The organism is Nostoc sp. PCC 9305 (assembly GCF_963920915.1).
Taxonomy (GTDB): domain Bacteria; phylum Cyanobacteriota; class Cyanobacteriia; order Cyanobacteriales; family Nostocaceae; genus Nostoc.
In genome coordinates, this window is record NZ_CAWUDN010000022.1 from 65,499 (window position 1) to 90,453 (window position 24,955).

The 24,955-nt window shown below is 41.1% G+C and carries 26 protein-coding genes; 10 read left to right on the top strand and 16 right to left on the bottom strand.

Annotation, left to right across the window (positions count from 1 at the left end):
• Positions 1–154 precede the first annotated feature (154 nt).
• From ACM0OX_RS10735 to ACM0OX_RS10745, 3 genes are all read right to left on the bottom strand, one after another.
• Positions 155–1,069 (bottom strand): DUF928 domain-containing protein, encoded by a 915-nt coding sequence (locus tag ACM0OX_RS10735; RefSeq protein WP_414514864.1) that lies wholly within the window; start codon positions 1,067–1,069, stop codon positions 155–157.
• Between the two features lie 311 nt (positions 1,070–1,380).
• Positions 1,381–3,270 carry an ATP-dependent zinc metalloprotease FtsH gene (ftsH, locus tag ACM0OX_RS10740; RefSeq protein ID WP_414514865.1) on the bottom strand — a complete coding sequence of 630 codons (1,890 nt, stop codon included), beginning with the start codon at positions 3,268–3,270 and terminating at the stop codon, positions 1,381–1,383.
• Between the two features lie 97 nt (positions 3,271–3,367).
• Positions 3,368–3,625, bottom strand: a complete 258-nt coding sequence (locus ACM0OX_RS10745; protein WP_414514866.1) for a hypothetical protein — start codon at positions 3,623–3,625, stop codon at positions 3,368–3,370.
• Positions 3,626–3,682: 57 nt separating this feature from the next.
• Between ACM0OX_RS10745 and ACM0OX_RS10750 the strand changes: the two genes are divergently transcribed.
• A complete protein-coding gene (locus tag ACM0OX_RS10750) occupies positions 3,683–4,228 on the top strand; it encodes an NADPH-dependent FMN reductase (RefSeq protein WP_414514867.1) in 546 nt (181 codons plus the stop codon).
• Between the two features lie 44 nt (positions 4,229–4,272).
• Here ACM0OX_RS10750 and ACM0OX_RS10755 read toward each other — a convergent pair whose 3' ends face one another.
• Positions 4,273–5,391 (bottom strand): ferrochelatase, encoded by a 1,119-nt coding sequence (locus ACM0OX_RS10755; RefSeq protein ID WP_414514868.1) that lies wholly within the window; start codon positions 5,389–5,391, stop codon positions 4,273–4,275.
• Positions 5,392–5,747: 356 nt separating this feature from the next.
• On the opposite strand from ACM0OX_RS10755, the gene ACM0OX_RS10760 reads away from it, so the two are divergent.
• From ACM0OX_RS10760 to ilvB, 3 genes are all read left to right on the top strand, one after another.
• Entirely contained in the window at positions 5,748–6,341 is a 594-nt protein-coding gene (locus ACM0OX_RS10760) for a hypothetical protein (protein ID WP_414514869.1), read from the top strand.
• 162 nt (positions 6,342–6,503) lie between these two features.
• Positions 6,504–7,766, top strand: coding sequence for an MFS transporter (locus ACM0OX_RS10765; protein ID WP_414514870.1), 1,263 nt, complete (start codon positions 6,504–6,506; stop codon positions 7,764–7,766).
• Positions 7,767–7,893: 127 nt separating this feature from the next.
• Positions 7,894–9,789: a biosynthetic-type acetolactate synthase large subunit gene (gene ilvB / locus ACM0OX_RS10770; RefSeq protein WP_414514871.1), complete on the top strand. Its 1,896-nt coding sequence runs from the start codon at positions 7,894–7,896 to the stop codon at positions 9,787–9,789.
• A 112-nt stretch (positions 9,790–9,901) separates the two neighbouring features.
• Here the strand turns inward: ilvB and ACM0OX_RS10775 are convergent, their stop codons facing one another.
• The 4 genes from ACM0OX_RS10775 to ACM0OX_RS10790 form a co-directional block, all read right to left on the bottom strand.
• Complete coding sequence (locus ACM0OX_RS10775) at positions 9,902–10,045, bottom strand: DUF4351 domain-containing protein (RefSeq protein WP_414514887.1); 144 nt, start codon at positions 10,043–10,045, stop codon at positions 9,902–9,904.
• Between the two features lie 915 nt (positions 10,046–10,960).
• The gene (locus ACM0OX_RS10780) at positions 10,961–11,224 is read right to left on the bottom strand and encodes a hypothetical protein (RefSeq protein WP_414514872.1); all 264 of its coding nucleotides are present in this window, start codon (positions 11,222–11,224) and stop codon (positions 10,961–10,963) included.
• 274 nt (positions 11,225–11,498) lie between these two features.
• Positions 11,499–12,533 carry an L-histidine N(alpha)-methyltransferase gene (egtD, locus tag ACM0OX_RS10785; RefSeq protein WP_414514873.1) on the bottom strand — a complete coding sequence of 345 codons (1,035 nt, stop codon included), beginning with the start codon at positions 12,531–12,533 and terminating at the stop codon, positions 11,499–11,501.
• Positions 12,534–12,861: 328 nt separating this feature from the next.
• Positions 12,862–13,269 (bottom strand): hypothetical protein, encoded by a 408-nt coding sequence (locus tag ACM0OX_RS10790; protein WP_414514874.1) that lies wholly within the window; start codon positions 13,267–13,269, stop codon positions 12,862–12,864.
• Position 13,270: 1 nt separating this feature from the next.
• On the opposite strand from ACM0OX_RS10790, the gene ACM0OX_RS10795 reads away from it, so the two are divergent.
• Positions 13,271–14,032, top strand: coding sequence for a DNA polymerase beta superfamily protein (locus tag ACM0OX_RS10795; RefSeq protein WP_414514875.1), 762 nt, complete (start codon positions 13,271–13,273; stop codon positions 14,030–14,032).
• 390 nt (positions 14,033–14,422) lie between these two features.
• Here the strand turns inward: ACM0OX_RS10795 and ACM0OX_RS10800 are convergent, their stop codons facing one another.
• From ACM0OX_RS10800 to ACM0OX_RS10830, 7 genes are all read right to left on the bottom strand, one after another.
• Positions 14,423–14,803 (bottom strand): DUF423 domain-containing protein, encoded by a 381-nt coding sequence (locus ACM0OX_RS10800; RefSeq protein WP_292732078.1) that lies wholly within the window; start codon positions 14,801–14,803, stop codon positions 14,423–14,425.
• 78 nt (positions 14,804–14,881) lie between these two features.
• Positions 14,882–15,361 (bottom strand): hypothetical protein, encoded by a 480-nt coding sequence (locus tag ACM0OX_RS10805; protein ID WP_334839882.1) that lies wholly within the window; start codon positions 15,359–15,361, stop codon positions 14,882–14,884.
• A 169-nt stretch (positions 15,362–15,530) separates the two neighbouring features.
• On the bottom strand, positions 15,531–15,896 hold the full coding sequence (locus ACM0OX_RS10810) for a GFA family protein (RefSeq protein ID WP_414514876.1): 366 nt from the start codon (positions 15,894–15,896) through the stop codon (positions 15,531–15,533).
• 314 nt (positions 15,897–16,210) lie between these two features.
• Entirely contained in the window at positions 16,211–16,579 is a 369-nt protein-coding gene (locus ACM0OX_RS10815; protein WP_414514877.1) for a hypothetical protein, read from the bottom strand.
• Positions 16,580–17,044: 465 nt separating this feature from the next.
• Positions 17,045–18,655, bottom strand: coding sequence for an acyl--CoA ligase family protein (locus ACM0OX_RS10820; protein ID WP_414514878.1), 1,611 nt, complete (start codon positions 18,653–18,655; stop codon positions 17,045–17,047).
• Between the two features lie 94 nt (positions 18,656–18,749).
• A complete protein-coding gene (locus tag ACM0OX_RS10825) occupies positions 18,750–19,031 on the bottom strand; it encodes a hypothetical protein (RefSeq protein WP_414514879.1) in 282 nt (93 codons plus the stop codon).
• A gap of 117 nt (positions 19,032–19,148) precedes the next feature.
• Positions 19,149–19,577 (bottom strand): hypothetical protein, encoded by a 429-nt coding sequence (locus ACM0OX_RS10830; protein WP_414514880.1) that lies wholly within the window; start codon positions 19,575–19,577, stop codon positions 19,149–19,151.
• A gap of 359 nt (positions 19,578–19,936) precedes the next feature.
• Here ACM0OX_RS10830 and psbQ point away from each other — a divergent pair, with 359 nt between their 5' ends.
• The 4 genes from psbQ to hemJ all read left to right on the top strand — a co-directional run bounded on the left by psbQ (position 19,937) and on the right by hemJ (position 23,385).
• The gene (gene psbQ, locus ACM0OX_RS10835) at positions 19,937–20,392 is read left to right on the top strand and encodes a photosystem II protein PsbQ (RefSeq protein ID WP_414514881.1); all 456 of its coding nucleotides are present in this window, start codon (positions 19,937–19,939) and stop codon (positions 20,390–20,392) included.
• Positions 20,393–20,466: 74 nt separating this feature from the next.
• Positions 20,467–21,570: an NAD(P)/FAD-dependent oxidoreductase gene (locus ACM0OX_RS10840; protein ID WP_414514882.1), complete on the top strand. Its 1,104-nt coding sequence runs from the start codon at positions 20,467–20,469 to the stop codon at positions 21,568–21,570.
• Between the two features lie 107 nt (positions 21,571–21,677).
• Positions 21,678–22,529, top strand: coding sequence for an alpha/beta fold hydrolase (locus ACM0OX_RS10845; protein ID WP_335178046.1), 852 nt, complete (start codon positions 21,678–21,680; stop codon positions 22,527–22,529).
• Between the two features lie 274 nt (positions 22,530–22,803).
• Positions 22,804–23,385, top strand: coding sequence for a protoporphyrinogen oxidase HemJ (hemJ, locus tag ACM0OX_RS10850; protein WP_335002916.1), 582 nt, complete (start codon positions 22,804–22,806; stop codon positions 23,383–23,385).
• 93 nt (positions 23,386–23,478) lie between these two features.
• Here the strand turns inward: hemJ and ACM0OX_RS10855 are convergent, their stop codons facing one another.
• Positions 23,479–24,372, bottom strand: coding sequence for a peptidoglycan-binding domain-containing protein (locus ACM0OX_RS10855; protein ID WP_414514883.1), 894 nt, complete (start codon positions 24,370–24,372; stop codon positions 23,479–23,481).
• Between the two features lie 246 nt (positions 24,373–24,618).
• Between ACM0OX_RS10855 and ACM0OX_RS10860 the strand changes: the two genes are divergently transcribed.
• A partial coding sequence (locus ACM0OX_RS10860) for a leucine-rich repeat domain-containing protein (RefSeq protein WP_414514884.1) occupies positions 24,619–24,955 on the top strand: 337 nt, incomplete at its 3' end.

Sequence of the window (24,955 nt, forward strand, 5' to 3'; positions counted from 1 at the left end):
GCTTGACTTACAGCAGTAATTAGCGAGAATTGATACCGTCCGTCCCATAAGTATTTGCGTAGGCGTAGCCCGTCGTAGACATCGCTTAATCTTACATTGAAGGGTAAAAAACCCGGCTTCTTTATCAAAACCAGGTTTTTAAGTAATTATTAATTTATTTCTGAGCAGTACAACAGGGCAATAAAGGTTTACTTACAACTTCTTTAATGTCTACTGAATTTAACAAATCTTCCCAATATTTTTGAACTTCAGGATCGTTAGGACGCTGGCGACGTAAATTAGCTAAAGTTCTCAGAGCATCTTCCCAAAATCCGGCTGTGGCGAATAAAACTGCACGATCTAAGTCTGTATTTGGTTGGTTTAACTGAAGAGATAGGTTTTCATCTTGCGATCGCACAATTGTACCTTCTACATACGAATCTTTATCGCGGTTATTAATATCACAAATCATCGAAAAAGTCCAATTATATTCTTTGCCGATTTGTAGAGATGGCTGCTCGGCAGGTAAATTTACACTAACAATACCATTTTGCCCAACAGGTTTGAAAGTTCCCTTATATAATGGGTCAATGCTATCACCATCCCGCAAAACAAATTCTAGTGCTTGCACTGTTGTCGAGGTTTGAGGAACGTAGAAAAAGAATGTGGGACGTTCTGATGTGGTTCGTTGAGCTTCTTTATCTGTTGGTGTCAAGGGAATAAGATATTGTCCAGTTTGAAAGCAACTTCCTCGTGTTCCTGCTGACCTTACCCTACCAGGTCTACCTGGGACAAAGGCGATCCGATTTCTACCGCGTTGAATGTAACTTGTAACATTTCTAATTGCAGAAGTAGCATATCTATCTCCAGGACGTAGCCGCTCTGCTTGCTGAAAATTCAATAAAGCTTTTCTATAGTTTCTTCGTTTGGTTTCGTTATAACCAAGCTGCATATATTGGGTGTAAGCAGATTTTGCTTGTGCCAGTTGGTAAACTGACTCTGTTGCCAAAACCTGAGTAATGCTTACAGGCTCGAAGGGCAGAAATGCTAAAGCAGCAAGCAGATAACTTGCCCAAAATCTATATTTCATGATGTTTATGTTTACTTGTAGTACATTGTTTGGGTATATATAATACAATAGCCTAAGCTTTACAGTGACAAGACTTTATGTGTGCTACTTTCTGGGAAGGCTGAGGTAGTATTGTAATTTTTTTTCACAACAAAATTCCCAACTTTTTTCATAAGTTGGGAATCTTAACCTTTGGATTTTCATTAGTCTAAAGTTGATAGACTATTAGCTTTTGCCTATTCTTTAATAGATATCTAGTGAAATTAAAGATGCGCTATCCAGAAGCCTTGTAGAAAGGTAGCAGTGCTACCCCTCTAAATTTTTTCTTATATTTAATGAGGTACAGCCAATTGTTCATCGGCTACCTGAACATGATCCCCAACAATTTTGCGGAATGCATCACCTTCAATTGTTTCCTGTTCTGCTAGCAAATCTACTAAACGCTCCAAAACTACGCGGTTTTCTTGCAACAGTTCTTTGGCCTTAATGTAGGAATTGCTAACAATTTCGCGCACTTGTGAATCAATTTTGGCAGCAATTTCTTCAGAATAGTCTGATTTATTCATCCAGTCACGTCCTAAAAATACCTCTCCACTCTGATTTTCTAAGGACAACGGGCCTAATTCTGACATCCCGAAGCGTGTCACCATCTGCCGCGCCATCCCTGTAACGTGTTGCAAATCATTGCTTGCACCTGTGGTCACTTCTGGCTTACCAAAAACGATTTCCTCGGCGGCGCGACCACCTAAAGTAGCAGTAATCCGGGATTTGAGTTGAGAACGCGAAATTAACCCCTGTTCTTCGTTGGGAGTAAACCAAGTTAATCCCAGTGCTTGTCCCCGTGGAATCAATGTAACTTTCTGCACAGGATCGTGGTCTTTGAGCAATGTGCCTACTAAAGCGTGTCCAACTTCATGATAGGCAATCAAGCGCTTGCTCTTGCTGTCTACTAAGGCGGTACCTTCCATACCTGCAACAACTCGGTCTACAGCAGCATCAATTTCTAAAAGGGTGACGGCTTCTTTCCGTCTTCTAGCGGTGAGAATGGCGGCTTCGTTGAGTAAGTTAGCTAAGTCTGCACCAGTAAAACCAGGAGTGCGGCGAGCGATCGCTTCTAATGATACGCTAGGATCGATTTTCTTATTCCGCGCGTGGACTTTCAAAATTTCTAGTCGTCCTTTAAGATCGGGTGGATCGACCATCACTTGTCTGTCAAAGCGTCCCGGTCTGAGTAAGGCTGTATCTAAAACATCTGGGCGGTTAGTGGCAGCAATAATAATGATGCCTGTGTTACCTTCAAACCCATCCATTTCGGTGAGCAGTTGGTTGAGGGTTTGTTCGCGCTCGTCGTTACCACCACCGATACCAGCACCCCGTTGTCTACCTACTGCGTCAATTTCATCGATAAATATTAGACAAGGGGCATTATCTTTGGCTTTCTTGAAGAGGTCGCGCACGCGAGATGCACCCACGCCAACGAACATTTCTACAAATTCTGAACCGGAAATACTGAAGAATGGTACACCGGCTTCACCTGCGATCGCTTTTGCTAGTAAAGTTTTACCAGTACCAGGGGGGCCAATTAACAGCACTCCTTTGGGAATCCGTGCGCCTACAGCGGTAAATCTTTCCGGCTGTTTCAGGAAAGTCACAACTTCTTCGAGTTCTTCTTTAGCTTCTTCAACCCCGGCGACATCTTCAAATTTCACTCCAGTTTTTGCCTCCATTTGGAAGCGAGCTTTGGATTTGCCGAAATTCATCGCTTGGCTAGAAGCATTAGTAGAGCGCCGGAGGAACAATAGCATTAAAGCCCCCAGTGGCAAAATCCACATCAAATTGATCAACAGCCCAACAGCAGCTCGACTGTTCGCAGAGGAAACTTCGCCAAAATCAACATTCTTATCTTTGAGAATGTTGATTAACTCAGTGTTTTGTGCCAAAAGTCTCACCTGTTGCGGTGGTGTATTATCTTTTTGCCCCTTGAGATAAACCTTTGCTAGCTGTTCAGTTTCGTCTAACTCTACTTTCTCGACTTCTCCCGCCTTCACTTTCTTGATCAAGTCGCCATAATTTAGTGAGGCGGTTTCTGCCTTTTGTGCCATGACAGGAGTACTTCCGAAAATTCCTGGCAACATAATCAAACTAGCAGCAATCGCACCAACCCAAGCAACGCGCTTTGAGGACTGCCTTTTTATCAATGCTTTTTTTCCCGAATTTGTCATAATAATTACCCTTTGTCTGCTGGCACAAGTTAAGCGCTGGTTTTATGCCTATTCTTCTATCAAAAATTGTAATAACTGGAAATTACACTTTTCTTATCTAGTCTAACTTCCTCACAAAAGCATTCCCAAGTTTCTTCAGGCTATTACATAAAGTTGAGCGATCGTTATCTAGTATGCAGTTGTTAAGACTGAGGATTGGGCACAAAAGGCGGAGGGGCGGAGGGGAAAAACTTACTGCAACTTCTCTCTCCTCTGCTCCCCTGCTCCCCTGCTCCCCTGCTTCTCCAGTCCTCAATCTCCAGTAGATATTAATTTGACACATTCCGGCACAAATCGCTAAGATAAACATAGTCATAACGATTCCGCTTTTTAAGAAATCGATAGTAGCTAGTTAATAGTTTATGGGTTAATTATGGTGAAAATTATTGGCATTGGTGGTAGTTTAAGACCCAACTCTTATACCCAGCTTGCTTTACAAGTCGCAGCGCAAAGGGTTGAAGCTATAGGTGCAGAGGTAGAAATTCTTGATTTACGGCAGTTGCAGCTACCGTTTTGCACTGGCGCAAAGGAGTATCCAGAGTATCCAGATGTTCAGCGGTTGCAAGAAACAGTTAGTCAGTCCGATGGGTTAATTTTAGCGACACCTGAGTATCATGGCGGTGTTAGTGGTGTCCTGAAAAATGCTCTGGACTTAATGAGCTTTGACCAACTATCTGATAAAGTAGCAGGATTTATTAGTGTTTTAGGTGGTCAGTCTAATAGCAACGCTCTAAACGAACTACGGTTAATTACCAGATGGGTGCATTGTTGGTCTATCCCTGAACAAATTGCGATCGGACAAGCTTGGGGTGCATTCAGTCCTGAAGGGAAACTAGTAGATGAGAAGCTCTCTCAAAGATTCGATCAATTTGCTCAGAGTTTAGTTGATAACACTCGCAAGCTGCGGGGCGTAAATTAATTGTAGGGTGGGTCTAGCTTTGCCCACCCTCGTAAACTCAAAACTTAATGATGATGGTGGTGATGATGGTGATCCCCAGCTAATTGGGGATTCACTGCCAAAGGTTGCTCCGACAACAACTCTACTATATGAGCATCAGCCCATTGCGCCACCATTGCCAAGAATTCTGGACGATCGTTGACGCAAGCCATTTGCACGTAGTTCGTGCCAGGATGCTGTTTCTCTAAAGCATGGATGATATGGTGTACATCCAATAGAGTTTCGTGGTTTTCTGTGGCAAAGCCAATTGGCATAAAGATCACTATTTTCGCACCCAATTGAATCAGGTTATTTGCAGCTTGCTCGGCATTTGGCTGCGTCCAATCAATTAGGGGTGTGTCATGATTCAGCCAACCCACCGAGATTAACGGATAGCGGTTAATCAACTTATCCCGAACTAAATCGTACATTGCTTCACTTTCGGCAATCCCAGAAGTAAAGCCTTTAGCTTTGTGGGGACAGCCGTGATTCATTAACACAATACCGATTTGAGAAGGGAGATAAGCTCCGGCTAACTCGGCAATTTTCTCTTCAACCAGATGAGCCATCAAATCGATATAAGCTGGTTCGTTGAAGAAAGAAGGAATGTAACGCTGTGCTTTAACCCAGTGTTCCTCACCATCAGCCAACTCAACGAGAGCATTGTTAACTTGCTCGATCGCAATCCCACTAGTAAAGATAGAATCAACAACCAGCAGTGGGTAAATTAGTAGTTTCTCAAAGCCTTGGTTTTTGATTTCTGCCAAGACTTGATTGGGTAGAAAAGGGGCGCAGAAGTTGAAAGCTTTGAAAACTTGAACCTTATCGCCCCATTTTTCTTGTAAATTCTTTTCAATGCCAGCCCGCTGCTGTTCAAAGATGGCGTTGTGTGGGGAGATAAAATCGTGGTGTGTGTGTCCCCACTCATGGCGGTCAAATAGCGCCAAAAGCTTTGCCAGAGGTGGATAAATCCAGGTTGGCACTGGTGCGAACTTTGCTGTCAGTAGATTTAAAGCCTGTTCGTTATAGTTGGCGAAATCTTCGTAGCTTTCGACTTCGCCGTAGCCCATAAGCAGTACGGCTACACGGTCTTTACCTGATAGATGCTCGTGGGTGTGTTGTACTTTTTCCGGCGTGGCAACCACAATTACTTCCTCAATATAACCAGAGTGCAGAGAAATATAAAGTTAGGGAATAGTTTGCACATTTTCCCTACTTGTAACTTATTATCCCATCCAGGGGGATAGGATAGGTGGGAAAATCAAGATAATACATCAAAAGACATACAAAACTTACGCACAGATAACGGAAAATCGAACCCCAGAGACACAGAGAATACGGAGAAATAAGAATTTGAGAGGTATTTTGCGTAAGTCGTGATATATAAAACTTACGTGGGGCATTGGGTATGCAAAATTGAACCAATGCGCCATCTGCTATGTTGCGGGAATAGCGAAAGCGGTTAAGATGCCCAAAAGCTGCGTTTTCGGTAATGTTAAAGATGAATATAATTATTTGCCCTGGAATTCATGAGCCAGAGTTAACTGAAAGCTTTAGAGTCGGATTGTTAGATTTAGTTTCTCATGGCGCGATACCTGCGGTGAGCTACGCGATCGCACCCAATTACGCAAATATACTAATTTATCCGGGTAAAGATGTCTTGGCTTTATCAGCATCGCACATTTTGCAGTTTTTGCGCGATCGCTTGACCGACTCTTTAAAATCACCAATTATATTCATTAGCTTTAGTGCTGGCGTCGTTGGGGCAATAGGGGCAGCACATTTGTGGCAACTCTTGGGTGGTCGTGTCAAAGCGTTTATTGCTATAGATGGATGGGGAGTACCACTACAGGGGAATTTCCCTATTCATCGGATGAGTCATGATTATTTCACTCATTGGAGTTCATGTTTGCTAGGTTGTGGGCAAAATAACTTTTATGCAGAGCCAGCAGTGGATCATTTGTCCATTTGGAAATCTCCCCAAACTGTACAAGGCTGTTGGGTAGATTCATCCATTGAGATTATTCCACCCAAAGGTCGTCTGACAGCAGCTGAATTTTTGCTTATGCTGTTAAAACGCTATGAAGCAAATTAATCCGGACAATGGAGTAAGTACACAGGAGTTAGGAGTGAGGAGTGATGAAGGGAAAAGGTTACAGGTGACAGGGGACAGTGAAGAAAAACTATACCCTATCCCCTATCCCCTATACCCTATACCCCATGCCCCATGCCCCATCTACCCAAAAAAAGTATCTAAATGTTTCCAACTGAACCAGCTGCTGTTAATAACGGCTTTGGCGCACTGCTAAAAAACCGTGGTTTTATGCTCCTATGGATTGGGCAATTGGTGTCTCAATTAGCAGATAAGGTCTTCTTTGTTTTGATGATTGCCCTGCTGGAGAACTACTCACCGCTTCCTGGGTTGGCACAAAACTCGATGTACTCAACCTTAATGCTGTCGTTTACAATACCAGCAATTTTGTTCGGCTCTGCTGGTGGTATCTTTGTTGACCGTTTGCCAAAAAAGCTGATTATGGTCGGCTCAGATATTGTGCGGGGCATATTGACCCTATGTCTTCCCTTATTGCCACGACAATTTCTGATTTTGTTAATCCTGACTTTTGCCATTTCCACGGTGACGCAGTTTTTTGCACCAGCTGAACAAGCAGCGATTCCCTTGTTGGTGAAGCGAGAGAATTTGTTGGCAGCCAATGCGCTGTTTAGCAGCACGATGATGGGAGCATTAATTGTTGGCTTTGCAATCGGAGAGCCAATTTTGAGTTTGGCGAAAAGCTGGATGGGAGAAGAATACGGTCAAGAGCTTGTAGTTGGTGGATTATACATATTATCGGCTGCGATCATGCAGCCAATTAAGTTTAAAGAACACAAACCCCAGCGGGAACATCAGACATCAAATCACCCTTGGGCTGAATTCACTGAGAGCCTACGCTATCTCAAGAAAAACCCTTTGATCTTGAATGCTATGCTGCAACTGACAACCTTATATTGTGTGTTTGCAGCCTTAACAGTGCTGACGATTCGATTAGCTGAGGAGTTTGGTCTTAAAGAAAAACAGTTTGGCTTTTTCTTGGCAGCAGCAGGGGTAGGTATGGTCTTTGGTGCGGCAATTTTAGGTCACTGGGGTGATAAATTGCATCACAAGCCTCTACCTTTAATTGGATTTTTGATGATGGCACTAGTTTTAGGAGTGTTCACTTTCACGCACAACTTATTGTTGGCGCTAGGACTCTGTGCATTTTTGGGTGTAGGTGCTGCCTTAATTGGTGTCCCTATGCAAACTTTAATTCAACAGCAAACACCACCTACCATGCACGGTAAAGTATTTGGCTTTCAAAATCATGCTGTCAACATCGCTTTGGCATTACCTCTGGCGATTACTGGGCCATTAACTGATGCTTTGGGCTTGCGATTTGTACTGGTAGGAATGAGTATTGTTGTCGTGCTTGTTGGTGTTTGGGCTTGGAAAAATACCCGCAATGTCTTGCAAGACGTAATTTAATTAATGTAGGCTAATAATCTAGCTTTATATCTAAATATATAAAATTCTCAGAATTTAATTGAACTTTTCCATTAAAATGAAATCTTAACTACAGAATTCAGCATTAACTTTAGCTATAGTCTGAGGTTTGACCGTGCGATCGCTTTCCCCAATTAGTCTCCCACAAACTGAGAATCACAAACAGTCTCGTGCTTCTAGTCCGCCAGTCGTGCCCAAACGTGCATCTGGCGGTTTTGCTCTGCTTGACAGCCTTCATCGCCACGGCGTTGATTATATTTTTGGTTATCCTGGTGGGGCAATTCTACCAATTTACGACGACCTGTATAAGGTGGAAGCAACTGGTGCTATGAAGCACATTCTCGTGAGACACGAGCAAGGCGCAGCCCACGCCGCTGATGGTTATGCCCGTGCTACAGGCAAAGTAGGAGTATGCTTTGGTACTTCTGGCCCAGGAGCAACTAACTTGGTGACAGGCATCGCCACCGCCTACATGGATTCAATCCCGATGATTGTGGTTACAGGACAGGTAGCACGTCCGTCTATTGGTACAGATGCGTTTCAGGAAACTGATATTTACGGGATTACTCTACCAATCGTGAAGCACTCCTATGTAGTGCGCGATCCCAAAGATATGGCGCGAATTGTCGCCGAAGCCTTCCACATCGCTAGCACTGGGCGTCCAGGGCCAGTTTTGATTGATGTCCCCAAAGATGTAGCTTTAGAAGAATTTGACTATGTACCTGTAAAACCAGGTTCAGTAAAGCTACGCGGTTATCGTCCCACTGTAAAGGGAAATCCCCGGCAGATTAATGCCGCAATCCAGTTGATTACTGAAAGTCGCCGTCCGCTATTGTATGTGGGTGGTGGCGCGATCGCAGCAGGTGCCCATGAAGAAATCAAACAACTAGCGGAATTATTCGATATCCCTGTCACCACAACCTTAATGGGGATCGGTGCATTTGACGAACATCATCCCCTAGCTTTGGGAATGTTGGGGATGCACGGTACAGCTTACGCTAACTTTGCGGTTAGTGATTGTGACTTGCTGATTTGCGTCGGCGCGAGATTTGACGATCGCGTTACAGGCAAGTTAGACGAATTCGCTTCCCGCGCCAAAGTAATTCACATCGACATCGACCCGGCAGAAGTCGGCAAAAACCGCATTCCCGAAGTGCCCATCGTCGGCGATGTGCGGAATGTGTTAGTAGACTTGTTGCGTCGCTGCAAAGAAACAGGTATTAAGGCTACACCAAATCAAAACCAAGAGTGGCTGAATTTGGTTAACCGTTGGCGCGAAGAGTATCCTCTCATCGTGCCGCAGCATACCGACAGCATTTCACCCCAAGAAGTAATTGTAGAAGTCAATAGCCAAGCACCCCACGCTTTCTACACCACAGATGTCGGACAACATCAAATGTGGGCAGCACAATTCCTGAAGAACGGCCCAAGGCGCTGGATTTCTAGTGCTGGTTTGGGAACGATGGGTTTTGGCTTACCTGCGGCAATGGGCGCGAAAGTGGCGTTTCCTGATGAAGAAGTTATCTGTATTAGCGGTGATGCTAGTTTCCAAATGTGTTTGCAGGAACTAGGAACAATTTCACAGTATGGAATAAATGTCAAGACAATAATTATCAACAACGGCTGGCAAGGGATGGTGCGCCAGTGGCAGCAAGCCTTCTATGGTGAGCGTTACTCATGCTCCGATATGGAAGTAGGGATGCCAGATGTAGAGTTATTGGGACAAGCTTATGGCATTAAAGGCATGGTAATCAGCGATCGCAGTCAATTAAAAGATGCGATCGCCGAAATGCTAGCACACAATGGCCCAGTAATCTTAAATGTCCACGTCACCAGAGACGAAAACTGCTATCCAATGGTAGCCCCTGGTAAGAGCAACGCTCAAATGGTCGGTTTGCAGAAGCAAGCGCCGAAAGCGGCATCCGAGCCAGTGTATTGTAGCCATTGCAATGCTAAAAATGCTCCTACCCACAACTTCTGTGCTGAGTGTGGGACGAAGCTGTAACGCTTTTGATAATTCAAGACCAGAGAAGAGATAGTGGGAGCAAGGAGAAGGGGAGAAAGATGCAGGAATGTCCCCCTAATTCCTGCCCCCTTTCCTCTTGCGTAGGTGTCGCTTAATCTTCCAGATTAGGTTGAGTTAAAAAGATATTTCCTAAGTAATTTACTAAATCGCTTTGACTGTTGAAATCTAACAGCGCCTCAGCTAACTCTTCTAGTTGAGTAATCGATTTACATAAATCAAAAAATCTTATTTTAATTAATTGTTATCTGTCTTATCTAATAGGAATTGTTTGTAGTTTAAGGATGTCTACAGCTAAACTCATATCGAGCAAACCTAAATCATCGTGGGTTTATATTCTAATACGCTTGGGTTAAGAAGAATAGTAGGTTCGGTTGAGCAACAGCGAAACCCAACAAAGCGTTGATAATGTTGGGCTTCGTTCCTCAACCCAACCTACGCCAGTTTTAGTTTTTAGCCTGTAACCCAAGCGTATTGGTTTATATTCTCAATATTTATTTAATATAGTCAAACTTAGTGTACATTGCTGAAATATACACGCATTTATTAACGAAAACTATTTTATCAAACTTAGGCTTTATTAAAAGTTCATGTACTTTTTGCTTTAATTAGTTAAATATGCGAGTTAGAGTTGATTTTATATAAATCAGTTTTGTCAAAAAGTTCAGTAACATTCCTCTTTTATTAACAAGTTAAATATCACTAGAATATTAATAGTTGTGCTGGCTTAGTTGATTAAAAAAAACGTCAATTATTCCAGGTGTATCTATTTCTAACTCTCTTTCAGGCAGATTTAGTAGTCTTAAAATAACCGCTCTCTTTCTTTTACAAAAGAGAGTTTAGCTTCCCCTTGATTGAGGGAGGTTAGATTGTTGTTAGCGAATTAATGTACTAAGCATTAATAGTCTATTCATTTAGAAATCGCTGTGTTCAAGTTTTCTTGGGCAACAGCGTCATGATTTCTATTGGAAAATTGCAGTTTTATTTCTAACTGAGAACAAACACAACTTCTTTAAGCTTTGAATATTTATCAATCCATTTTACCAATCTCCATGCAACAATATATTTCTCATTTGCTCATACTGGTATTAGGAACAAGTTCAACTTTGCTCATTACTCCATGTCAAGCTCAAACTCCGGTAAAAACCAACAGTCAAAATCCTGAGAATGTTACTTCCATACCTTCAAGTTCACCTTCGGCTAGAAAATTAACTGATTTTGCCAATTCTACTAATAGCAAACCACCTCTCCTTTCTGAAGCAGTTAATAATTCTTCTGCTACTAATGCGAATATAACAGCAAATAAACCTCGTCCACGGGTTCCTATATCCAGCAGAATTTTTCCCACACCTTCGATGCAGCAATAATTAGCAGCTAAACATTTAGTTTGTTTGCTTGGGTCGATCGGATTTTGCATTCATACGTTATGTACAATCTACATAATCTAGTGAAAATACTACCCCAGCAAGAGGGATTCTAATTGTTCTCTCTTGTTGGGGTGGGACGAATATCATCTGGGTAGGTAAATTTTGCATTTGTGCAAGAAGTCTAATATACTTTGACCTCTCTCCTTTTAGAAGAGAGGTTTTGAGTGTTACTCCCTAACGCTTGTAGATAAGGGCTGTTTTTGTTAGGTATATATTGGACTCAACTGAGAACCGCTATATATATGAGGCTTACTCTGATTTACTTTATGCTTGCAGCTGACACAGCAGTAAGCCAAACCATTGATTTGGATCTGTCCACACATGAAGAGGTAATAAACCTTGTGCGGCTAGTTGCTGTTTAATGATATTAAGGTCAAATTTGCGGGAAATTTCGGTGAGGATAGTCTCATCTAGTGCAAAATTAAGCTTAAGATTAAGAGCGCGTAATTCTACAGTTTGCGATCGCAAGCTGCGTAAATGCATTTCTATTTGATGCTCGCTTTCATTGTAAAATGCTTGGTGTTCAAACTGGGTGGTGTCAAAATTCCCCTCAAAGCGCTGATTTAAATGTTCCAGCATATTGAGGTTAAATGCAGCTGTTACTCCCTGGCTGTCGTTATAAGCTGGTTCCAAAATCTGTTTTGGCTTTCGTAAATCTATCCCCAATAAAAAATACTCACCTACTTGTAGAGCATTGGTAATTTGAGAGAAGAACACATCACACTCATCAGGAGTAAGATTACCTAAGCTGCTACCAATAAAACAAATCATCCGACTGGGTAATTGCGTCGGTAGGAGTTTTACAAGGGCTAATTCATAGGTTCCCGCTAGTGCATAAACTTGGAGTAAGGGATAATCTTCTAATAACTGCTTGGCACTACTTTCCAACATACCTGCACATACATCAATTGGTAGGTAGTGCAGAGGATAGCCTAGTTGCTGGTAGGCATCTAGTAAAATGCGGGTTTTACTAGAACTACCACTGCCAAGTTCTACCAATTCACAAACGCCAGCGATCTTGGCAATTTCACCAGCATACTGTTGTAAAATCGTTGTTTCTGTACGTGTAAGATAATATTCTGGTAAATCACAGATTTGCTCAAACAGATCGGAACCACGGTCATCATAAAAGTAACAAGGGGGTAGAGATTTAGGTGTTTGAGTTAATCCCTTCACTACATCACTCCCAGCACTAGGTGCAACTATTTGAGTTGCTTCTATCAAACGCTCTATCTGCAAGCGTTTTTTAACGCTGCTTTGAGAAGTAACCTTGCTGTTAACAGTTTTAGATATCGACATGAAACCTCCGTTTACTTGGCGTAATAGGTTACTTGGATAGTAGACCTTTACCCCAATCAGTGAAACACATAGCCATAGTTAATAAAATCATGCTTGAGCAATATAGCTCAAGCTTTAAAGCTATTTTTCAGCATTTTCCCATTAAAATAGTAGCAAGTAAGTGCCTAAGTACTATGTTCTCGTGGGGATAAAGATTCGATATAGGCAATATGCCCCAAGTACCAGCAAATAGCAGATCGAGTCAGAATGTGGCTTCGTCATATCCTGGAATAGTGCAAAATTTTTCGAGCAACATTTATCGAAGGCTGGAGAAATAGCCTCTTTCACACTAGATTTGCTCAATTTGGATCTCACAGTCTGCTCCCACACTAATTATGCTATTTTCTGGGCAAGCAATCCAATTACCTAGAAATAGAGGTTCAGACGCAATAATTACGGATTGTGGGAAAGTCGGATCGTCTCGTATCCAGTAAAGAGATGGAGGCGGTGAAGTGGTAGCAAAACGAGAAGCTATTAGTAGATTTATATCATTCCAAATAGGTAGAGTATTTTTGTAGATAAAAGGATTAGTATCTTTTTGATTATGATACCAACCCACACCAAAGCCATCTGCATTTACCACTCCAGAAATCATTTCACGGGGCTGATAACTCTGGACGATGAGTGAGTGTTCTGGTTTATACAGAAGATGTTCTAAAGAAATAGGTGAACCGAGGTTAGCAAGTAAACGGCACATTATGAATATTCCAACTTCTATTAACACAATTATTGGGCAACAGCCTTACCCGTTTTTATTCGCTATCATCAGTGGTTCTCACTTATATGGCTTTCCCTCAACCGATTCTGATTATGACTTGCGTGGTGTGCATATTTTACCAGTTCAAGAAGTAGTGGGATTACAGACTAGAAATGAAACTATTGAAGTTTCAGAAGTTCGCGAATCTTTAGAGATTGATTTAGTAACTCATGATGTAAAAAAATTCTTTTTGATGCTACTTAAAAAGAATGGTTATGTATTAGAACAATTGTATTCTCCTTTAATATTAATAACCTCACCGGAACATGAGGAATTAAAAATTATTGCTAAAAATTGTATTACCCGTCACCATAGCTACCATTATATTGGTTTTGCCGCAACGCAATGGAAACTTTTTGAGAAAGAAAATACGCATCGAATTAAGCCATTACTTTATGTTTACCGAGTTATACTAACTGGGATTTATCTGATGCAAACAGGAGTAGTTGAGTCTAATTTAATTAAGCTAAATGAGATTTTTAATTTACCATATATTTCTGATTTGGTCGCCCAAAAATTAGCAGGCACAGAAAAGTCTATTTTGTCAGATATTAATGTAGCTTTTCATCAAAGAGAATATGAACGCCTGCGTAATAAGTTACAGGAGGCATATCAATCTAGCCCATTACCTGAAACACCTTCAGCTAATGCAGATTTGGATAATTTGTTAATACGCCTGAGAGCAAATAGCTATGAATTATAAGCTTTTAACTCCTCATTGTTATATTTAAAAAAAAACTAAATTTAGGAATTTTAAATGATGTGTTATCTCTAAATAACAATACTATTTTATTTGTGTTTGAATAGGTAAAATGATTGCAAACTCCACCCATTATTCAAATTCTGATTTATGAATCGGTAAATGTTATTTTTTATAAAATATCTTTGTTAATTTCTTAGTTTTTGTACATAAAAAAGAGTCACTTTCCCTACTTAAAAAGGAAGGAGTTGAGTTTATCGTTTACAGCTTATAAGTTGGGCATTACAATGTTTAAGCTACTAGGCATACTTGTATAAAATATGTTGTAAAAATGAGGTAAATGAGCTTCTAAAAAATGGAGTTAAGAGTTTTAACTCTTAACTCCTAACTTTTTTACAACTTCAAATTCCAAGCAGCAAAAGCTAAAGCACCCCAACCTGCAAGAAAGGCTGTGCCGCCTAGTGGTGCGATCGCTCCCAAGGATTTAATACCGGTTAAGCTAAGGGCGTATAAGCTACCTGAGAAAATAGCAATGCCAATGATAAACAGCCATCCACTGGCTACAAGTGTGGGTTGAGGGGACTCGGTACGACTAATTAGTATGGCTACTAGAAAAAGTGCAAGAGCATGATACATTTGGTAACGAGCGCCAGTTTCAAAGATTTCTAGCGATCGCTCACTAATTTTTTCCCGCAAGGCATGGGAAGCAAAAGCACCAGCAGCAACCGACAAACCGCCTAAAATGGCAGCTACGCTCAAAAAAATCTGCGTCATTAGACCTAGCCGTAAGTTGAAGATCGTCATTAGTCATTGGTCATTAGTAAATAACAAATGACAAAGGACTAATGACAATTAAACATCAAAATGATATGATACAGCCCCTTCTTCGTTCACCTTAAAGTTTGCATTGAATTCTTTAGCTTTTTCATCTAAATATTGTCTGGCGTGGGCTGCGGGTAGTTGTGACTGGATGGCAAAGCCTAAAACAGTTACGCGCCCATTATTTTCTTGTAGCATCTCATAAAAAATCGATTGCAGGCGATCGCTAACTTGTTGATTAATTGCCTTTTTCTCCTGCCGACTTTGACGGTACAATCCCAATGCTAACCACGTGCCCAGTGTTAGGGTAGGGACACCAAAAATTAGACCACCAGCAGCAGCATTATTATCTTCATAAGTAGCATTCGGTGCATTAAACTCATACTCACCCGTGGGTATTATGATGGCTTTACGTGTAGCAAATTTTTCTAAGGCCGCTGTTGCTGATAGAGTTACAAACATGAATCCGAGTGTCAGTAGCCAACCGGCAGCTAGTTTTTCAGCAGTTTTCATAGTTTCACTTCAGATTTACACTTTGCTAGCGATTTTAACCTGACTTTCATAAAGGTTCCAATATATCAATCTACTCCCAGCGACAGTTTTTTAGCTTTTACACAATCTTTTTCATGACTTACGCAACTGGCACAATGCGATTGCTAGTTGATAGTAAATCAGCCAATCTTTACCGCTCTGATAGAGGTGCAAACTGTGCAAATACCTCTGCCCCTGTTAGGTTCTTGGTTTCATTGGCAAAACAGTAATATTTGGGCTTTTCATCTATGAATATCTGACGATCGAAAACAAGACCTTCACAGCTATCGAATAGTCCAACGGGTATGAAATACTGGTTACTTTGTTTCAATTTGTAAAATAGATGGCTACCACACTTCTTACAGAATCCACGCTCTGCCCATTCTGAAGATTGATAAACTCCGATATATTCTTCACCAGAGAAGCTAACATCACTTTCACACTCAACTACTAACAAAGGTCCTCCACCCCAGTTGCGACACATACTACAATGACATGCTTCTATCTGATTACTCATACGGGTTGTAGAAACGTTTACTACTCCGCACAGGCAGCTACCTTTTGCAATGCTCACATTAAACATATTTTTTCTCTACTCCCAAAAATGCGCTGCAATTTTACATTCTTTTTTGTTTCATGCTGAAAGTATCTGCACTATTGAGTTTAAAGGCTGATACAACTAATCTAGTCGCTTCTTGACGCTGCTTAAAATCAACATTGATGTTACATATCCAATTTAAAAATATGCAGTTTTGCGTTTATCGCGTAGAGTCTAACTCGATGGATGGGCTGAGTTACGAAGCCCATCTACCATACTTGAGTGCAAACGTCTTATTTCTGTTTGCAGCTTGCGGTAAGTTCTAGATTGTAGAAAGTCCCTGCTTTAGGATTAATTGAACGCAACTCCTGGATAAAAGCATTAAATTTTGTATTGCTTGTGCCGAAGCCAGCTTCAGCACAAGCAGATAAACCTCCTTCGATGGGAATAGATCCGACCCTGGGACTATATACAATGAATTTATCGACGGTGCTAGTGCCGACTGCAAACCCGATAACCTGGCGAATTGTTCGCAAAGCGGCATTATCTAAGGGACCACCAATACTGCCAATACTAATATTAACCGCACGACTTTCAGCAAAGGCCGGCGCACTAATCGACAATACAGTTCCGACAATCATCAAACAGGTGAACTTCTTCATTTTTCTCTCCTCCAAAAAATTGAAAAACTAATAATTAGGTTTCGACATGGATGAAGTACATCAAAGACTTTGCCATGTAAGGTTTTCAGACACTAGGGTGTGTGTAAACTACACAATCTATGATTCTGAACTTTTGGGGATTACTTCAGCATTAGGTCTTTCGTTTTCTGAAAAATGTTAATTTCTTAAAAATTCTTTATAAAATCGCTTTTGCAGACCCTAGCTGTCTAATTGGTGTTGTTTACAGGTAAGCTGAAAAAACATCTACCAACGGCGATCCCTGCGTGAGACTAATATTAATTCGGTTTTACTCTCAGATAAAATTGCGTAGCCACAAACTGAACATCTCTCTCGATCGGGTTTAAGTCGTCTACTACCTTTATGTAGGTAAAAACGTGGAATAACTATTTCTTATACTGTCATGGTACTTTTTTAGTGTATCAGTGATTGAAACTGAAATCGCAACTAACTGCCATAAATCCTCTTTTCATAACCTATCCATTCTTTTTCTCGTAACAGATACTTTTGAATTTTACCAGTGCTAGTTTTTGGCAGAGTAGTAAATTCAATTGTCGTAGGGCATTTAAAAGCAGCAATTTGATTGCGGCAGAATTGGATTAATTTTTGTTCTGTGACTTGCGCGTTTTCTTTGAGGGTAACAAAAGCTTTTGGCACTTCACCACGCTTGGCATGAGGTACAGCAATCACTGCACACTCTAACACGGCTTCATGGCGGTAAAGACATTGTTCAACTTCAATACTAGAGACATTTTCCCCATTTGTAATGATGATATCTTTCATGCGATCGCGCACCTCAATATAACCGTCAGGGTGCATTACTGCTAAATCACCGCTATGAAACCATCCTCCTCTAAATACCCTTTCGGTTGCTTCTGGGTCATTATAATAGCCTGTCATCACCATATTTCCCCGCATCACCACTTCCCCCATTGTTTCACCGTCCGCCGGGACATCATTCATATTTTGATCTACAACTCGCAAACCATCTGCACCGATATAAGGTACGCCTTGGCGTGCCATAAGTTTTGCTTGCTTTTCAATATTTAAATTATTCCAATCTGATTGATATTCACAAACACTATAGGGGCCATAAACTTCTGTTAAACCATAAACGTGAATAATTTTTGCACCAATGTTAGTAAGTTTTTCAATCAATATTGGTGATGGTGGTGCGCCTGCTGTAGTGATAGTTAGAGGTTTTGCTAATAATTGTGGACAATCTGGATGATTGAGGAGAGAAATTAAAATTACAGGTGCAGCATTTAAATGAGTTACTTCTTCTTGTTGAATTAACTTCCAGATATTGCCGGGGTTAAACTTACGCAAACAAATATGAGTACCACCGATAGCAGTTACCGCCCAAGTAAAACACCAACCATTGCAGTGAAACATAGGCAAAGTCCATAAATAAACTGAGTTAGGTGTTAGTGTTGTTTCAATTATTTCTCCTAAAGAGTTAATATATGCACCGCGATGAGAATACATTACACCTTTGGGTTTGCCAGAAGTCCCACTAGTGTAATTAATAGAAATCGTATCCATTTCATCCGTAATTACCCAAGACAAAGGAGTAGAATTACCTGTTTGGAGAAATGCTTCATAATCCTCTCCATTTATCGGTTCAAATCCTTTAGTATCGCTGATATTGATTATATACTTAACAGTTTTTAGACTATTTTGAATAGGTCGAATTATATTTGCTAACTCAGTATCAAGAAAAAGAAATTTAGCACCGCAATCATTTAAGATATAAGCAACTTCTTGGGGAGCCAAACGAGTATTAATAGATACTAGAATTCCACCTGTTAAAGGCACAGCAAAATGGGCTTCCAGCATGGGTGGAGTATTGAAACAAAAAAAAGCGATGCGATCGCCTTTTTCAAGTCCAGCATTATGCAGTGCTGAGGCTAGACAATTTATCCGGTCTGCAAATTCCCTGTAAGTGAAGCGTTTTTGATTATATATAATAGAAACTTTCTGACTATAGACTTTAGCATTACGTTGAATAAAAGTTAGAGGTGTGAGAAAGCTGCGCTCAACTGTTTCAGGGTTCATGGCTAATGCTAACAGTAATTATTTACAAAGGAGCATACCATACGGTCATAAGATGCTACATGATTGTTACAGTACTTAGTTACCGCGATCGCTTCTACGCGATCGCTTCTAGGAGAAATAGAAGTACATTAGTTGGTCTTCCCTTCGACTCTAAAACATAATTGGCACAGGCATCAATAATACAAATATGATTACGAATCTGAAATTTATCGGAACCCAGCAAAACTAATAAAGAATTTAAATATAAATTCTGCCAATTCTGTTTATTTGTATCAGCACAAAGCAACCGACGCTCTCGTTCTGAGGTAATCAAACCATGTCCTGCCCAAAAAATGTAGAGTAAATCTCCCGACTTTGGGGATAAAAAGTTAGTCACAATGTCGGAGATATTTTGCTCTGTTGCTAACTCTACTTAAAAATTAAAAATTGCAAGATGCTCTCTACAAGACACTGCGCGAACATGGGAGAGGTTTCCTCCTGCTCCCTGCCTCCTTCAATCGCTTGGTTTATTAAAAACTTCTAAAATCTGTCGGCAAATTTGTTTGAGCTTATCCTCGATTTCACCTGAAGGTGAAGATGCGCCGACAATACTCCAGTTTTCCACCGTAGAAAGTCGCCACGCTTCACCGCGATGATCGAATCCAGCTACCTCCACGCCGATCGCACGGCGGGAATTATTGATGGGATCTTGATAAAATCGGATTTGAATTAAAATACTACGACTTCGCCAAGATTTGCTAATACCAGGAAAGTGAAAGCCAATATCTATAGAATCTGGATCGACTAACTCCCTAGTTTCCGGGTCATTCTTCCAGGGTTTGAGATCGGATTTGGCATCAGGAAACTCGAATTTGAACAAATTAACTACCGTAGCAATGTTGCTGGCGAGTTCAAGGTTCGTTGCCTGTTCAGCTGCGTTCACTAAAAAACACTCCTATATCGCGTCGGCATCTTCAAGGATGTGAAGACAGAAAAACCGCCAGAAGGCTTATGCTATTGGTGTTTCAGCTTATCAAGACCTTTGAGATTTAGCAACTCTAAATCATACTTCCCTAACAATCCTCGTTACTAACAGAAGCCAAAAATCGCTTCTTGTTGGGACTGCCTAACACCTATTAAGTAATTATACTTAAAAATTACTCAAAAGCAGATGGAACTCTGCTCTTTAGAGAAAATATCAAGATTTTCTGCAAAATCCTTGGCTGACAGGAACGATTGACTGCGCTAGCGATCTAAAATGACACTGTGAATCGGTAAACCAAAAGCAATTAAGTTCAATATATGGTGCGTCAACGCTCGATTTTTTCATTTTTCCTAGTACTATTGGCCACATTCCTGATTAGTTGTGGTGGCCCTGGTGTTGCGGTGGCACCTCCGACTTACACAGCAGTACAACTTGAAAAAATTCAGGCTTATGTTCCTGAAATTCAGGCTGTGCGCGATCGCTCAGAAGAGTTGACAACCCTAATTAAAAAAGGTGATTGGATCAATGTGCGTAACTTTATACATGGCCCGATAACGGAAGCAAAGCTGAATCTGACTTATGTCACTCCTAACCTTCTACCCAAAGACCAACCCAAAGCACGTCAAATAACACGAGATTTTTTTAACGATCTGGTTAAACTCGATAAAGCTACTAGTGCTGGCAATCCTCTAATTGCCTTGAATCAATCCCAAGCTGCTTTCGCAGAGATTGACAAATTCCTCGACCTGCTTCCGAAAACAGAAGAAAGTTAGGAATTAAGAGTTAGGAGTTAGGAGTTAAGAATTTTTAACTTCTCACTTCTAACTCCTCACTTGAAACACAAGTTATGAATGTAGTTATTATCGGTTGTGGTGTAGTCGGGGCTGCGATCGCTTACGAATTGAGTCTAGTAAAAGGGCTGAAAATTACAGTTTGCGATCGCCAACCACCAGCACAAGCTTCCACGGGCGCTGCACTTGGCGTTTTGATGGGCGTAATCAGCCAAAAAATCAAGGGTAAAGCTTGGCAGATGCGACAAACTAGCATCCAACGCTATGAAACTTTGATTCCCGAATTAGAAGGTTTAACTGGTCGCAAAATTCCTTTTAATCGCCAAGGAATTCTCATGCTTTTGTCTGATTCTTCCCTAGAGGGGATGTCAGCATGGGAAAAACTAGTAGAAATTCGTCACTCCCAAGGCTGGAATTTAGAAATTTGGGACACCGCTAAACTCCAGAATATCTGTCCTCAAATTAATAACGAAAAAATTACTGGCGCTGTCTATTCTCCGCAAGACCGTCAACTCGATCCAACTGCCCTGACATTAGCTTTAGTTGAGGCTGCCCAGCAAAATGGTGTAACTTTCAAATTTGGCGTGACTGTTTTGGATGCCCCAAACTCAACATTTAAATTTTGCAATCAACTTGACACTACAGAAGGAAAAATAACCGCAGATTGGTTTGTAATTGCTGCGGGACTAGGTTCAACACCTCTAACAGCAAAATTAAATCAGATAATTGATATCCGCCCCGTACTTGGGCAAGCCTTGCAAATGCGTGTAGGGCATCCATTAGGCAATCTCGACTTCCAGCCAGCGATAACCGGTAACGATGTCCATATTGTTCCTGTGGGCGGTGGAGATTATTGGGTAGGCGCAACAGTGGAATTTCCCAGCAATGGCGATGAAATACCGCCAAATCAAGAACTACTGGAATCTGTTAAAGAACAAGCGATCGCATTTTGTCCAGAATTAGCCACAGCAAGTATTCTTCGCACTTGGTCGGGCTTACGTCCCCGCCCTGAAGGACGCCCAGCCCCAGTTATTGGTAAGTTGCCAGGGTTTAGTAACGTTCTCCTAGCTACCGGACACTATCGCAACGGCGTTTTACTAGCACCCGCTACAGCTTATGCGATTCGTGAGATGATTATTTCTCAGGGAATGGGGGGATGAAGGGAGCAGGGGAGCAGAAGAAGAATTTCTAACTCTTGGCTTAATGACAAATGACCAATGACCAATAACAAATGACAAATGACAAATGCCCAATATAGGAAAATAACGTGTCAATAACAGAACATAAAATCAATGTAGATTCACTTGAATGGTTTTATCGGGAATCTTTACCAATCGGCAGAAGTGACTTAGCGCCTGTGGTGTTGCTACACGGCTTGGTTTCACAAAGTTACAGTTGGCGTCATATTATACCTGCGTTGGCGAATCAGGGGACAAGAGCGATCGCTCCCGATTGGATTGGTTACGGCTTTTCTGCTAAACCAGAAAAACGAGATTTTGCTTACACTCCCGATGCTTTTATCACAGCTTTAGAAGGATTTATCAAAGCTCTAGAACTTGAACATTTTTCTTTAGTAGTCCAAGGTTTTTTAGGTTCTGTAGGACTGCAATATGCTTTGCGTCATCCCGAACAAATTGCTAATTTAGCTATTTTAAATACACCAATTTCAACTGCTGCCAAATTACCCTGGAAAATTAAACAAATGGGTTTACCTTTGGCTGGTGAAGTAATGACCCAAGATCCTTTGTTAGTCGATCGGACATTAGAAGGTGGAAGCCGTTATCGCATAGGAGATAAGGATTTAGATGTTTATCGAAAACCATTTTTAACTGCTTCTTCATCGGGTCGAAGTCTCTTAGCAAGTATTCGCAATTTACAGCTTGATTCTGCAATGACAGAAATACAAACTGGCTTTAAAGAGTGGCAACAACCAATTCTGATTCAATGGGGTATGATTGACCCTTGGCTACCTGTAGACATTGCCGAAACCTTTACCAATTCCGTACCAAATACCGAATTAATAAAACTTAATAACGTCGGACATTATCCTCAAGAACACTACCACGAGGCAATTTTGGAAGACCTTTTACCCTTTGTGCGTCGTAAAGATGCTCATTGACAATATAGCTTTGGCAAAAATCGATATTATAAAAATGAATGTCAGGATTCAGGAGTCAGAATGGGCTACGCCCCGCTGCGCTAACAGAATTCAGGAATCAGAATGAATTAGTAGAGGATGCAAAATCATCACTGTAGTCCACTCAATCTTCGATTTAGTGGCAGAATTAAAATGTTTTTTCTGGTTAAAACTCATCCTTTAACGGGTGGAATATTCTGAATTCTGGCTCCTGACTACTTTTTATTACCATTACAAGTAAAGGAGATTATGATTCGTGGCTTATTCATGGTTTAAAGCTTTTCATATTGTCGGATTTGTAGTTTGGTTCGCTGGTTTATTTTACTTAGTACGCCTTTTTATCTATCACGTTGAAGCTAACGAAGAACCTGAACCAGCACGAACGATACTGAAAAATCAGTATCAAATTATGGAAAAGCGCCTTTACTCTATCATCACTAACCCAGGAATGTTTGTGACGATCGCAATGGCCATCGGTTTAGTAAGCACTGAACCGGATATTTTAAAAGAGGGTTGGTTGCATATCAAACTGCTGTTTGTGGCTATTTTAATTGGCTATCATCATTACTGCGCTCGGCTGATGAAGAAATTAGCAGTAGATGAGTGTCGCTGGAGTGGTCAGCAATTACGTGCTTTAAATGAAGCGCCTACAGTTATGTTAGTAGCGATCGTGTTGCTGGCTGTGTTTAAGAATAATCTCCCTACAGATATAGCGGCTTGGGCAATTTTCGCCATGATTATTTTGATGGCAGTCACTATTCAACTTTATGCCAAAAAACGCAGGCAAGATAAAGAGAAATTGACGGCACAAATAGGGCAACCACAAGAACAAAGTTAGACAAAGTAAGGTAGCACAGTTGTGCTACCTTACTAAACGTTGCATCACAACAATAAATGCTACCAATTAACCATTACCTCATCCTGGAAACCTTTACAGTAAATCATCACCAGGAATTACGGTTGTGTAAAAAATATATTTGCGATTAGCGACATAACGGCGGTCTTGTTTAATAATTGCCATAAACTCTCTATGTCCCTCACGGGTACGTCCTACTAAACAACCCGCGCTAGCAAGACGAATATCATTCCGGGGAAAATCAAAGCCGTAGTGTTGATTCACATAAAAATTATCACCTGTATCAAGTTTGTCGCCAGTTCGTTTAAAATCTTTGTTGAAATCTCTACAAACAGTTATATCTCCAACTTGCACTAATGCTTCGTGAGGCTCTGCGGTGCCGTGAGTACCAACAGCCCAAGCTTTGTATTGTCCAAACTGAATCCTAGCTGCTCCTTTGGGATTCATCGGATTATAAGTGTAATACTTACCTGGTTCTGTAGTAGCTTCCCAGTGGTCTACGATTTTGGGAACACCATTTACTACTTCAATGACAATCCGCCGATCGTTAAATTCATTGGGTGTATCACTGTTGAGAGTCCAGTCTCCATTCATACCCTCAACATAAACAATGTTATATTCTTTGGGATTGGTAAATACCTGATAATCTTTGGTTAGCATATATTTCACAATCTTACTAGCGATGTCATTGCCTAGTTTTAAGGGGGGTTTAGGAAGATCGTCTATTTTGGTTTCAATTAGTTTCTTAGCTGTGACTGCTCCTAAAAAGCCACTCTCTTCAGTCTTTATTAATTCTTGAAATTTTTTGAGAGCTATTACAGAAACAGGGCCAAATTTACCATCGGCTGGAGGTTCTAGCAAACCTAAGCCGTTTAACAGTATCTGAATCTGACGAGCCAAGTCTGCATCTTCTGCGATCGCATCAAACGACCATTTCTCATCTTTCCCCAAGAAATCTTGTAGTTTCATTATGCACCTGCTTTTATTTACTGAGTTCTAAGTATAAACATCATTTTAAAAATTGATGTCGTCTAAAACTATACTCTAACCTCAAATATGATGTCATCTGGAGTCTGCGATATCTAGGACGAGCTACGCTAACGCACATTGCCTCAATGCAATACTTCATACAGGCTAGATTATTAATTAGCTCAATTTCCTGCTGCGCGTCCAAGCAGCAACTCGTCGTCAGGCATCGCCTCTGTAAAACCCGAAATGACTAACGAAGAACTGCTGCAAATTATTGAACAAGCTGTCAAAGATGAGGTGACAGAATTAGACCTTTCTGGCAAAGGCTTAACAATACTGCCAAGGGAAATAGTCCAAATCACCAACCTGCGATCGCTCCCCCTCTTCAAAAATCAACTGAGCAGTCTGCCACCGGAAATTGGCCAACTCACCAACCTACAATCCCTCGACCTCTTCAAAAATCAACTGAGCAGTCTGCCGCCGGAAATTGGCCAACTCACCAACCTGCAATCCCTCGACCTCAGCAGTAATCAACTGAGCAGTCTGCCACCGGAAATTGGCCAACTCACCAACCTGCAATCCC

Coding starts and splice junctions, on each gene's coding strand:
- ACM0OX_RS10765 (WP_414514870.1), top strand. CDS start 6,504: ATGTTTCCAACTGAACCAGCTGCTGTTAATAACGGCTTTGGCGCACTG.
- ACM0OX_RS10760 (WP_414514869.1), top strand. CDS start 5,748: ATGAATATAATTATTTGCCCTGGAATTCATGAGCCAGAGTTAACTGAA.
- ACM0OX_RS10820 (WP_414514878.1), bottom strand. CDS start 18,655: ATGAACCCTGAAACAGTTGAGCGCAGCTTTCTCACACCTCTAACTTTT.
- ACM0OX_RS10745 (WP_414514866.1), bottom strand. CDS start 3,625: ATGACTATGTTTATCTTAGCGATTTGTGCCGGAATGTGTCAAATTAAT.
- ACM0OX_RS10790 (WP_414514874.1), bottom strand. CDS start 13,269: ATGTGCCGTTTACTTGCTAACCTCGGTTCACCTATTTCTTTAGAACAT.
- ACM0OX_RS10795 (WP_414514875.1), top strand. CDS start 13,271: ATGAATATTCCAACTTCTATTAACACAATTATTGGGCAACAGCCTTAC.
- ACM0OX_RS10735 (WP_414514864.1), bottom strand. CDS start 1,069: ATGAAATATAGATTTTGGGCAAGTTATCTGCTTGCTGCTTTAGCATTT.
- ACM0OX_RS10800 (WP_292732078.1), bottom strand. CDS start 14,803: ATGACGCAGATTTTTTTGAGCGTAGCTGCCATTTTAGGCGGTTTGTCG.
- egtD (WP_414514873.1), bottom strand. CDS start 12,533: ATGTCGATATCTAAAACTGTTAACAGCAAGGTTACTTCTCAAAGCAGC.
- ACM0OX_RS10780 (WP_414514872.1), bottom strand. CDS start 11,224: ATGCAAAATCCGATCGACCCAAGCAAACAAACTAAATGTTTAGCTGCT.
- psbQ (WP_414514881.1), top strand. CDS start 19,937: ATGGTGCGTCAACGCTCGATTTTTTCATTTTTCCTAGTACTATTGGCC.
- ACM0OX_RS10810 (WP_414514876.1), bottom strand. CDS start 15,896: ATGAGTAATCAGATAGAAGCATGTCATTGTAGTATGTGTCGCAACTGG.
- ACM0OX_RS10815 (WP_414514877.1), bottom strand. CDS start 16,579: ATGAAGAAGTTCACCTGTTTGATGATTGTCGGAACTGTATTGTCGATT.
- ftsH (WP_414514865.1), bottom strand. CDS start 3,270: ATGACAAATTCGGGAAAAAAAGCATTGATAAAAAGGCAGTCCTCAAAG.
- ACM0OX_RS10805 (WP_334839882.1), bottom strand. CDS start 15,361: ATGAAAACTGCTGAAAAACTAGCTGCCGGTTGGCTACTGACACTCGGA.
- ACM0OX_RS10750 (WP_414514867.1), top strand. CDS start 3,683: ATGGTGAAAATTATTGGCATTGGTGGTAGTTTAAGACCCAACTCTTAT.
- ACM0OX_RS10855 (WP_414514883.1), bottom strand. CDS start 24,372: ATGAAACTACAAGATTTCTTGGGGAAAGATGAGAAATGGTCGTTTGAT.
- ACM0OX_RS10840 (WP_414514882.1), top strand. CDS start 20,467: ATGAATGTAGTTATTATCGGTTGTGGTGTAGTCGGGGCTGCGATCGCT.